General features: G+C 43.6%; 7 protein-coding genes. 6 read left to right on the top strand and 1 reads right to left on the bottom strand.

Annotation, left to right across the window (positions count from 1 at the left end):
• Positions 1-21 precede the first annotated feature (21 nt).
• Both Q1A18_RS12645 and Q1A18_RS12640 read left to right on the top strand, forming a co-directional pair.
• Positions 22-777: a type II CAAX endopeptidase family protein gene (locus tag Q1A18_RS12645; RefSeq protein WP_299580624.1), complete on the top strand. Its 756-nt coding sequence runs from the start codon at positions 22-24 to the stop codon at positions 775-777.
• 761 nt (positions 778-1,538) lie between these two features.
• Entirely contained in the window at positions 1,539-2,186 is a 648-nt protein-coding gene (locus Q1A18_RS12640; RefSeq protein WP_299580621.1) for a hypothetical protein, read from the top strand.
• 163 nt (positions 2,187-2,349) lie between these two features.
• Here Q1A18_RS12640 and Q1A18_RS12635 read toward each other — a convergent pair whose 3' ends face one another.
• Entirely contained in the window at positions 2,350-2,856 is a 507-nt protein-coding gene (locus Q1A18_RS12635) for an OsmC family protein (protein ID WP_299580618.1), read from the bottom strand.
• Positions 2,857-3,701: 845 nt separating this feature from the next.
• Between Q1A18_RS12635 and Q1A18_RS12630 the strand changes: the two genes are divergently transcribed.
• From Q1A18_RS12630 to Q1A18_RS12615, 4 genes are all read left to right on the top strand, one after another.
• Entirely contained in the window at positions 3,702-7,124 is a 3,423-nt protein-coding gene (locus tag Q1A18_RS12630) for a SusC/RagA family TonB-linked outer membrane protein (protein ID WP_299580615.1), read from the top strand.
• A gap of 18 nt (positions 7,125-7,142) precedes the next feature.
• The gene (locus Q1A18_RS12625) at positions 7,143-8,843 is read left to right on the top strand and encodes a SusD/RagB family nutrient-binding outer membrane lipoprotein (protein ID WP_299580612.1); all 1,701 of its coding nucleotides are present in this window, start codon (positions 7,143-7,145) and stop codon (positions 8,841-8,843) included.
• Positions 8,844-8,969: 126 nt separating this feature from the next.
• On the top strand, positions 8,970-10,505 hold the full coding sequence (locus tag Q1A18_RS12620) for a calcineurin-like phosphoesterase family protein (protein ID WP_299580609.1): 1,536 nt from the start codon (positions 8,970-8,972) through the stop codon (positions 10,503-10,505).
• Between the two features lie 149 nt (positions 10,506-10,654).
• Complete coding sequence (locus Q1A18_RS12615) at positions 10,655-11,941, top strand: DUF3748 domain-containing protein (RefSeq protein WP_299580606.1); 1,287 nt, start codon at positions 10,655-10,657, stop codon at positions 11,939-11,941.
• Positions 11,942-11,964 lie beyond the last annotated feature (23 nt).

Genomic DNA, 11,964 nt, shown 5'->3' with positions numbered 1-11,964 from the left:
GAAGGTTGAAGCGCTGCATGTATGAAAGAAACATTTTTCCCCAATAGAATTATTCAAATAATAGGTCTGCTCCTTGCTGCATTGTTACTGTCAATGCCCTTTTTATTATTTATTGGTATTAATTCATATTCAACGAATGAATTAAATCAGATAATATTTTATGTATTAGTATGTTTAATATTTATAAGCATTTCTTACTGGGTTAATCATCATAGAAATCAAAGATTCAATTGGAAATTCAAACTTGTAGAGAGCCGATTCCTTTATTTAATGATAGTTCTGCTTTTTATATTTTCAGTTGGAGTCAATAAGCCGATAAATAATCTTATCAATCAAATATTTCATTTTAAAACAGAGTTATCTAATCCATTTAATAGGCCTTTAGCTATACTTGGTGCTGTATTGATTGCTCCATTTCTAGAAGAAATAATTTTTAGGGGTATTATACTAAGGGGATTATTAACAAAATACGCTCCTAGGTATGCAGTTATCTTCTCTGCATTAATATTTGCATTAGTACATGGAAAACCATTGCAAATTTGGGGTGTATTTGTAATTGGATTAATCTTCGGTTGGATATATTATAAAACAAGAAGTATTGGGACGACAATTCTACTTCATTCAGTTTTGAACTTAATGGTTCAAATTGAGAGTTTTTTAATTTTTAAATATGTTGGCTTAGAAACTGCAAATAAATTAAGTGGTTTTTTGGTAATTATATCAATTCCTTTGATTGTTATCCTGGGAAAGAAATTACTATTAGAAGTAAAAAAATGAATATTGTAAATCCTTGATTCGTTAAAAGTATAAGCCCTTCGCTGCCGCATGATTGCATCGTGTAGCACCTCCAGCGAGCCCGGGTTTTTACTGATCGGACGGCTCAAAGTCATCCGATCAGTAAGTCAATAGAAAAACTTTCTTTGGGGTGTTGCAGGCTCCGGTTTGCGATTGATTTGCCTGGCCCCCAAATGCATATTCAAAACCAAGCTCGGTAGAATCAGAATTAGCCGCACCTTCGAATCAATTAAAACCCGCCAGTAAGAGGGGCCCCAGGCTTCTTCGTAATTTAATTAAAGTTGCTATTAAGTTCAATTTGTTTTAACTTGTGTAATCGTATTGATAAACACCCGGTTGAGTGGCGTCGTTGGCCGGGAAAAACGATCGCTTGCTGGCCCCAATTACAGATAATAGGACGGGAGAGTTCGTAAAAGGCTGAAAGCACCGCACCATCCATGGTCCAGTACTGCCCGTTTGCCCGGGATTTGACAAAAAACAGCAGGAAATAGCAGAAGTACGGTCTTCCTGCAATTCCGGGCGGTCTTGTCTCAATTTCGAGTGGTCTTATTGCAATTCCAGGCAGTCTTGTTACCATTCGGAATGGTAAGCTCCCGATTCTGTCTGGTCGTTTTGAATTCCGGCAGGTAATGATCAAGAACCAAGCGGATACTGATCGTTTTAGCTGTGTAAGTAAGATGTTTGTGTGTGAAGAGTGATTAAAATTAATTTGATCACCCACTAACTAAATATATGTATGCATTATGAACAAAGAGATTGATGAATTATTACTGAAGGCTGACTTAGGCATCAACAATGCCTTAAGGCACCCCGAAGTTGCCGGACTGATGAGTTTGTTGGGTTATACGCCCGAGAAACTGACTGCAGGCAAAGTCATCTTGACCAACGCTCAGAACCTGCAGGCAAAGCAGGTTAAAGAAGCTGGTGAGGAAGATGGTGCCAGCGATGAGCTACGACTAAAACGTTCGGAAGCTCATCATACATACATGAACTACGTAAAAATTGCCCGCATTGCTTTTAAAAATGATGCAGGTATGTGGACTAAGCTTCAGCTTAATGGCAGGCGCAAACAAAGCTATTCCGGTTGGATCAGCCAGGCACGGCTGTTTTACACCAACCTGATGGCTGATGAACCGGCTATGGCTAAAATAAGTGAGTTTGGTGTTACGGCAGAAAAGTTACAGGCTGGCATGGACCTGGTGCTGGCTGTGGAAGACCAGTTAGCCCGTTTAAAGCAGGAGTCCGGTGAAGCGCAGGATGCCACCAAAGCCCGTGACAAAGCCGTAGATGTCTTGCAGGATTGGTATTCCGATTTTAGAGCGATTGCCCGCATTGCCTTGCAGGGGCGTCCGCAATTTCTTGAAATGCTTGGAATTATTGAACCATCCTGAATGAGAAACCCCGGCCTTATTGGGTGATGGGTCGGGGGTTTATAATTTCAAATTCCAAAATCGAAATCCCTTTGCTTTTGCACGATTGCAATGGTGTTGCATTTCCAGCCAGCCTTAACCAAGCGATGCAATCGCTCGGTTAAGGCTGGGAACTTCTTCTGGATTAATGCGTCGCATAGCTTGTTGCAATGGGGACTCCCTTGGTGAGCGTTTGATAAACCACGCAGTATCGTTCTGTTAGTTTGGCAATTGCAGCGAGTTGATCAGGACTTGCATTGCAAGCCAACTCAAAAGAAAGTCGAATTGCTTTGAAGCCTACCGGCACGTCTTTCGCTACGCCTAATGTTCCTCTGAAATCCAAGTCGCCCTCGGCGATCACCTTGCCTTGTTCGATCGGGATTTCCAAAGCTGTTGATACCGCCCGAAGTGTAACTCCGGCACAAGCTACCAAGGCTTCCAAAAGCAAATCTCCGGAGCAGGCGAGCATGCCGTTGCCCCCCGTAGCCGGGTGTAGACCAGCTTCAACCAGTGCTTTTCCTGTGGCTACTTTGCAGGAAATGCCTGCTCCAATTTCTCCACTTGCTTGCAGGGTGATGATTGCCGCTGTAGGCTGCTCCCGGTATTTCTCTTTGATCGGGGCTTGAATTTTCCTCAGTTCCTCTGATTTCATCGGGTCTCGGATTTAAATTAAAGACTGTTCTTTCAATTTTCTACGAGATAGTTGGTTTCACGTTCATCAGAGGAGTAGCGGATTCTCTTTTCAAGCCTGGTCCTGTTTGTTCAAGCTCGCTGCAACCCGATTGTATTGTGCTTCATTTTCAGCCAGGCGTTGGTTGTGCGATGTGATTGCACTGGAGCAAGTGATCTAATCAATACTTTTTATGGACTCCTATTGCTGATCTCCTAACAAATACCTGGTTTGGTAGTTGGTGAACATGATTTTGAAAGCCTTGATCGTTTGACGCAGGGTAAAAGTCGGCTGATTTTTTACGATTTTCTTTCTACGTTATATGTTGTACAGCTTTTTAACGTTCGGATTACTGCTGGGCACTCTTCCATTTAAGCCAAGGCTCTACCCGGTTAACTTGCTTATCATTTGGTTTTTACTTACAGAAAGAAGTAGTCCATTTAACATTTTCATAAAATGTGGAGGCTTAAGCTACTCCTGAATGCAGATAGGGTACCTCAGTATCTTAATCTTCTTTTTTCTTTTAATGACTTGGTTTTCGGTTATGCTGCATGATGGATTCTCATGAATTCACGATTGATTTTCATCTTCGTGATTTATCTAAATGTTAATGCATCGTCGATACGAGATGATGTAGTTTTAATTTAAAGGTGAAATTATTTTAACCTGTAGTAATTGTTTTTTACACTGTTGTAAAACATGTGGGTTAAAATTTAATGTATTTAGAGTAAAATTCCAGAAGCAATTGCTTGATCGTTTATAAAACTTTGTAAGAGTGGATGATAAGATTATGATCCATGATTTTAATTAAATCAAAAAAACGATCTATGAAAAAAAGAATTTTGCAGACACTTCTGGTTGCACTATTTGCTCTGTTTTGTGTTGCTGCTACAGCTCAAAATCGGGTAAGCGGTACCGTAACGGGTGACGATGGTGAGCCTTTGCCCGGAGTATCTATCGTGATTGAGGGTACAAACAGTGGGGTAGTGACCAATTTTGATGGGAGCTACAACCTACAACTGCCAAACTCCAATGTTACATTGGTGTTCTCTTTTGTTGGTATGGAAACGCAAAATGTTCCAGTCAACGGACGGTCTGTAGTGGACGTTGTCTTAAAGTCATCAACAATTGGGGTTGATGAAGTAGTGGTAACTGCTCTTGGCATTTCTCGTCAGAAAAAGTCGTTGGGATACTCTGTTGCTGAAGTTGATGGTGAGTCATTGCAAAAAGTGGCTCAGGAAAATGTCTTGAATTCACTCTCCGGGAAGGTTTCCGGGGTTGCTATTAGTTCTACTGGTGGTGCTGGGTCATCAGTAAGTATGGTTATTCGAGGGGCTTCGTCATTAACAAGTGACAACCAGCCGCTTTTTGTGGTTGATGGAGTACCGATGAACAATACGTTGAATAATATTACATCTGTTGGTCGCGAAAATAATCCGGACTATGGTAATGCCATTTCTGATTTAAGTTCTGAAAACATCGAAAGTGTTTCGGTATTGAAAGGCCCAAGTGCTGCTGCTTTGTACGGTTCGCGGGCTGGGAATGGAGTGGTGATTATTACCACAAAGTCCGGAAAGGAATCCAAAGGGCTTGGCATTACGGTTACGTCAAATACCGTTGTCGAAAAACCTTATAAGTATATCGAAAAACACACACGCTTTGCGAATGGACAACGCCCCTATACTCAAGATAACCGCCCCAATAATGGATTGCCTTATTACGTGGTTCCCGTCGGTGATTCCTATTGGGTTGGACCTGAGATGGACAAAGGAATGATGGCTTATCAATGGCCTTATTTCAATGCGAATGGGGAAGTTGAAGCAACTGAGTTGGTTTCTCATCCCGATAATTTTAAAGATTTTTTCAGAACCGGTATTACATCGACCAATGGGGTTTCGCTCACTGATGCAACAGATCGGCTAAACTATCGGGTATCATTTGAAAGCATGCAGAACCGAGGAATCATTCCAAACAGTGATTTGCACCGAAACTCAATTAGCCTGAACTCTTCGTTGAAGTTGGTCGATAACCTCACGGTTAGCTCGAGCATTAATTTTACCAACTCAGGGGCCGATAACCGACCATCTGTTGGAAACCGAGGAGCAAACCCTCTCCAGGCTTTATACGATATCAACTCACATATTGACATTAACGATTTGAAAAACTATTGGGAGCCAGGCTTGGAAGGAATTCAACAGAATGGTCCTTATACGCTGGATCTGAGACCAGATGGATCGTATGAAAAAGTGGACCGAATCAACAACCCCTATTTTTTAGCGAATGAAGTGAATAACGGTTTCAGCCGAGACCGGGTATTTGGGAATGCAAAGATCGACTGGCAAATCACGCCTGAGTTATCATTAATGGGACGATATACGCATGATCAGTTTCATGAAAGACGCGAGAGTAAAATTGCCCTTAGTTACACGCGGGATGCAAACGGGGCCTATGGTATTTTCAATATGGCTCGGAGAGAGCAGAATGGAGATTTTTTATTAGCCTACAATAAGACCTTTGAAGATTTTAGTCTTTCAGCTTCGGCCGGGGGTAACTACATGTATCAATATGCCGAGAACAACCTGGCCAGAACAAAAGCGCGGGGGAGCGGCTTAATTGTCCCCGGTCTGTATTCGTTAAGTAACATTGCTCCGGATAATATTGAATATGGTTCAAGCTGGAGCGAAAAAGCAATTTATAGTTTGTATGCTTTGACTTCATTAGGATATAAAGATGCCGTCTATCTGGATTTAACCGCTCGAAACGACTGGTCTAGTACTTTACCGGCTGATAATCGCTCTTATTTTTATCCTTCAGCCTCCTTGAGCTTGTTGTTGAATAATGTATTCGACATGGGAAGCAAGGTGTCTTTGGCTAAACTGCGTGGTGGCTGGGCTATGGTTGGTAACGACACAGACCCATATCGCTTAATGGCTACCATGCAAAACATGGGGGCTTGGGATAATCAACCTCGCTTGGGGACTTCGGGAACTTTATTATTACCGGATCTAAAACCGGAGATTCAAACCAGTTGGGAGATTGGAGCTGATTTGGCATTCTTCAACAGCAGACTAAGAATGGATGGTACCTATTATGAAGCTGAAAATGAAAACCAGATTTTGAGCATTGCACTGCCTCCTTCATCAGGCTATACCGGCAAGCAAATCAATGCAGGCCTGATCTCCAGTAAAGGGATTGAACTTTCATTAGGAGGGGTGCCAATAGCCACTGAGAACTGGAACTGGGATGTGAATTTTGTGTTCTCTAAAAACCGAACAAGAATTGAAGAATTGGCGGAAGGCTTTGATTACATCAGGCTTTGGAGTGATGCCAAAGGAGGAGCCTATACTTGGGTTGGCGATGAAATCGGACAAATCATTGACCGCGCGATGACTCGTGTTGATGATCCAGGCTCTCCCTACCATGGCTGGCCAATCATTGATGATGAAGGCTGGGATGATAGTAATAGTACTTTACAAGATGCCGATGGTAACCGTGTAGCTCCTGTAATTGGAAACTTTAACCCGGATTTTACCTTGGGCATGCAAACTTCAGTTTCTTATAAAAAATGGACGTTGAGTGCAAGTTTGGACTGGCGTAAAGGAGGGCAGTTTGTTTCGCAAACCTTCCGTTATGGAGAGTCTGATTTACACACGCAGCGCTGGATGGATCGCACCCTTAAGTTGAATGATATGAATGGCTCCGAAATTGCTCAATATTTGAAAGATCATGCCGATGAATATTTGTCGCCTGACGGAATGTTCTTTGTCCTTGTTGGAGGGCCAACTTCGGACACTGGAGGTTTTCCACATACGGAGAATGGCATCACCCTAAATGATGGAGTGTTTATGCCTGGTGTTGAAGGCTATTATGATGACAATGGGAAGTTTGTCATGGTTAAAGAGCATTTGGGTGATGAAGGTACGCCTCTGATCCGCTATCAGGATTTTTATGGTTGGGATTATACCCGCAATGCAACATTCGACGCTGACTTCGTAAAACTTCGGGAGATTTCACTGACCTACCAACTTCCTCCTCTAAAGTCGCTTGGAATTCAGAATGCTTCTGTTTCAGTTTATAGCCGGAACTTAATTCTATGGACGAAAGCTGGAATTAATATTGATCCGGAAACAGCTTTCCAGGCTGAATCAGGCGTACAAGGGAGTGGTATTCAATTTAAACAAGGAATTGAACGATACAATGTTAGTCCTTGGACAATTCCTGTTGGTCTTAAGTTGAACGTGAGTTTTTAACGGATAAAACAGAAAAACATGAAAAGAATAAATTCATTTCACAAGATATTGTTGGTATTTGCAATCCTTGCTTTGGCATCGTGCGAAGACCATCTGACAGAGCTGAATATCGACCCGAATGGGGTTGACCCGGATCTTGTCCAACCCAACTTGGTTGTTCCAACAGTTATTTCTCAAACGGCTCATCCTTACTTGCAGGATAATTATGAAGGCTGGGTGGCCGGAACCATGCAGTATGTGCAAAAGAGTGGCTGGGGAAGCGAGCTTAACAAATATGATTGGAACAAAGAACGAGGTTGGGACACTTGGTATGCGAACCTGCGTAATGCGAAGCACCTGTATCAACGCTCGATGGAAGAAGGGATGGAGTTTCAGCAAGGAGTTGCTTTGGTGATGCGCGCGTTTAATTATGGTTATGTTGTTGATTCCTGGGGCGATGCTCCTTACACCAATGCCTTAAATGCACCGGACGGTGGTCAGGGGGATTTGTTTCCGACTTTCGATTCGCAGGAAACAATTTACAAAGGAATCATTGAAGAACTAAAAGAAGCCAATACGCTTTTGTCGAAGCCGGCTGGGGCCTACAAAGGAATCCAGGCGAATGCTGATATTCTTTACAGTGGGAATCCTGAATTGTGGCGCAAATTCGCCAATTCGTTGATGTTGAGGTATTACATGCGACTTTCTGAAAAATTGCCTGACTATGCCAAGCAAGGAGTTGAGGAGATCATGAGTAATGCTTCCAGCTATCCGGTTTTTGCTTCATTTGAAGAGGATGCCATGATGAGCTATGTTGGTTCTTCCAACGCTGATTCGTGGCCAGCAAATGTTACCTACGACGCTTCAGCCAGCAACTTTAATCGGATTCAGCTTTGTGCTGGTTTCCGCGATGTCTTGGTAGGGCTGGAAGATCCGCGTTTGGATGTTTGGTTTAACCCAGTGAAGATGCAAATAAAGGTTTCAGAGGACTACGAAGGCGATGTTGTTGTGGATGGAGTCAGGTATTTAAATCCTACTTACATGGCAGAAAACAACATGGTTTTGTACGCTCCGGATACTTGGGTTGATGATGCCGAAGCTGGTAAGGTATTGGTTGATACGATGGTTTATGTTGGTTTGCCTATTGCTTCGACAACCGGAGATGGCTCGGGCTGGAACTTAAATCCAAATCCTATTCAGGGAGGTCCGAATGTGCATAACTCTGCATTGGATGATATTTATATGGAGGCCGAAGGTGACTTGCTAAAAGCCCGCTTGATGTCCTATGCTGAAGTCTGTTTCATTTTGGCTGAAGCTGCTCAAAAAGGCTGGAACGTTGGCGATCAGCAAAGTTGGTATGAAAAAGGTATAAAAGCTTCGCTGAATACTTGGGAAGTAGGGAATGCTTACAATGATTATGTGACGGTTGCTGGTGTTGCTTTTGACGGCTCAATAGAGCAAATTATGGAGCAAAAATGGATCGCCAACTGGACTGTTGCTCATGAAGCATGGTGCGACTGGCGCCGGACAGGATTGCCCCAGCTAACAGTTGGCAAGAAGGGGGTTCGTGAAGCCATGCCTTTGCGTTTTCAATATGGTGCAAGCGAAAAAGACCGGAATAATGTGAACTACGATGCTGCTATTCAAAACCTTCAGGAAACGGATTATACCGCGACCGATGGTGAAGATAGCGCATGGTCAAAGTTCTGGCTGCTACAAGGAACTAACAAACCTTATTAAGGTTCTACAACCAACTATAAATGATCAGCGGGGGCGCCATGCACCTCCGCTGATTCAATGTATAACGACCGAAGTCTCCGGTACTTAGCCAAGCTGCTTAGTTTCAGGGGATGTTAAAACTAATCAATGATAATTCGACGTATATTAATCTTGGGATGCTTGCTGGCGAGTTCGCTGGGGATTGCACAGGCAAAATCATTTTCGGATGGATTTGTCTATCTCGATCAAAACAAGAATGGCCAATTGGATTCCGGAGAACCTGGCGTGAAGGGGGTTTCTGTCTCCAATGGTTTGGAAGTCATTCAAACCGATGCTGATGGTTATTGGAAATTGCCTGTTCGAAATGAAGAGGCAATCTTCGTGGTCAAACCAGCTGGCTATCAGGTTGGGGTTAAAAGCAATCAACTACCCAAACATTATTTCTTATTTGATGATGTTGAGCAGACTGCAAAAAACAAAAGCAAGCTGAACTTTCCATTGCAACGGAATGATGAACCGCAGCAGTTTGATGTGCTTTTCTGGGGCGATCCGCAGGCTCGTGGCATGAAGGAGGTGGAGTACATTGCCCATGATGTGGTGGAGGAATGTCTGGCAACGGAGGCTCGCTTTGGAGTTAGCCTTGGAGATTTGGTTGCCGATGATCCGCTTTTGATGGATAGCATCAGTCAATACATTGGTCATATCGGGATTCCGTGGTACAATATTTTTGGCAACCATGACAACGATCGTCAGGCTAAATCAAATCAAGAGCGGGATGATACATTTGAGCGCTTCTTTGGCCCAAGTACCTATGCTTTCGAATACGGGCAAGTGGTTTTCATTGCCTTGAACAATATTTTTTATGGCGATGATGGCCGTTATTCTCCACACTTTACAAGCGAGCAGATTGCTTTTGTCAAAAGCTATTTGCGAGCTGTTCCCGCAGATAAGCTGGTGGTTTTAATGATGCACGCTCCTATCATTGAGTGTGATAATAAAGAGGCTATTCTGGAACTGATTCAGGATCGAAAACATAGCTTTTCCATTTCCGGACATGCGCATGAACAAGCTCATTTATTTTTGAATGTTGATCAGGGATGGCAGGAGGATGAAGCCCATCATCACTTGGTGAATGCGACGGTTTGTGGTAGCTGGTGGTGTGGTTTGAAGGACGAACTCGGAATACCTCATGCGACGATGAATGACGGAGCCCCCAATGGCTATTCGATTGTGAGCTTCGATGAAAATAGCTACAAAATTCGATTTAAAGCAGCAAGGCGTCCGGCGGATTACCAGATGAATATCTACTTGCCAGAGCAAATTGATGCAGCCAAAGCTGGCGAGCAAGTGGTTGTGGTGAATGTATTTGCTGGATCGGAAAAATCAGTTGTCGAAATGCAGGTGAATGGACAAGGATCGTGGTTCAACTTAGAAAAAAAGGATCAAATTGACCCGCAAAGCTTACAAGTACATCTGTTAAACCCTTACCTGGAACTGGAGAAAGGGGATCATAAATTAGAAGATGTACTTGGTTATCCGATGGATTATCCGAGCGTTTCAACGCATATGTGGGAAAGGAAGCTTCCCGATAATTTGACCTCGGGAGTGCATAAACTTACCGTTCGAACCAAGGATATGTTTGGACAGGAATGGAGAGCCCATCGCTTATTCCGAGTAAATTAAGCTATAAAAGAATTGGTATAAACACATTGATGAATGCCGCAAGTTTGAAATATTGCCCCCTTGTTTTTTGCCTACTCTTTGTACTGGCGGTCTCCGTGATTGGCTGTACTTCAAAAACTTCAACCCAACCAAATAAGAATCGACGACTCATGAGCGAACAGCAACTTTCCTTCTCCGAAAAAAATCATGCCTTGGACAACAATGATAATTTCTCTCCGGATGATCGTTTCTTATGCTACGATACGCGCGGAACCGTCTTCAATAGCGACTTGGCTAATTGTCAGTCCATCGAAAAAATTGAGCTGGTAACTGGTAAGGAAACGGTGCTTTGGATGCCGGAATCCGTTACCGGAGTGCAGGCTGCTCCGGGAGTTGCGGCGGTATCATGGCACCCCAGTGAAAATAAGGTAGCTTTCATTCATGGACCGATGTTGAATGAGGTTGAGGAGCGTGGCTATTACGGCATTCGTAATCGGAATGGAGCCGAGGTCAGTGCTGATGGAGCGGGCCACTTTCAATGGCTCGATAAGCGGGCTGTCGCTACCGATCGGCCAACAATCTCCGGGGCCCATCGGGGAGGAACTCATCGGCATGAATATTCGAAGGATGGCTTGCGAATTGGATTTACCTACGACGATTTTTTGTGCCCGGAATATGATCGGACCATTGGTTACATGGAGCCAAACTTGAAGGCTCCCAAAGGAGCTTCGCATTACTTTGCGGTGTTGCTAAAACCTGCACAAAAAGGGAACTCAAAGGCTGGTGAAATTGAACGGGCCTTTGGAGATTCCTGGCTTGATCGAAAAGGAACTATGCGGGCTTTTGTGGGGAAGGTAAGAGCCGAAAATGGTCGTGATTATCAGCAGGATTTATTTGTGGCTGATGTCCCCGAAAATGTTGTGATTACAACGGCCTATTCCGGTGATGCAACCCATTTTCCGGAACCGCCTGAAGGTGTTTCCATTCGTCGGTTGACACATGCCGGCGGGGTTTCTGGTATTGTGCGCGGATCGGCAGATGGCCGCTACATTGCATACTTGGCGAAAGATAAATCGGGAATTGATCAATTGTGGATTATCGCGGCAGAGGGGAGTGATCAAGCCATGCAGAAGAAGTTATTACCCCATCAGGTTAGCAGCTTTCGGTCGGATGCGTCGGATTTACGCTGGCATCCTTCCGGCAATTGGATTTTTTGTCTGGTTGATGGGAATCTACTTGCCTCTTATGTCCAACAAGGGCCACATTTTGGGAAAGCCTTCTGGCTTACGGACGATTCCAAACAACGCAGCCAATTGGTGGTGTCCAACAATGGGCTGCTGGCTGCTTATAATATGGAAGTAGGCAATCGTGAATCGGATACTTCAACCAGTTTTTTACAAATATTTACGCTACAGTTAGACCTGGAAAAGCTTGATGCAGCCCTGAGTGAAATCTAAAAACGGATAGAATTAGTAATAAA

It is taken from the genome of uncultured Sunxiuqinia sp. (assembly GCF_947495665.1).
GTDB classification, from domain to species: Bacteria; Bacteroidota; Bacteroidia; order Bacteroidales; family Prolixibacteraceae; genus Sunxiuqinia; species Sunxiuqinia rutila.
Note: the sequence above shows the minus strand (reverse complement) of the source record. Positions and strands in the feature narration are given on the sequence as shown.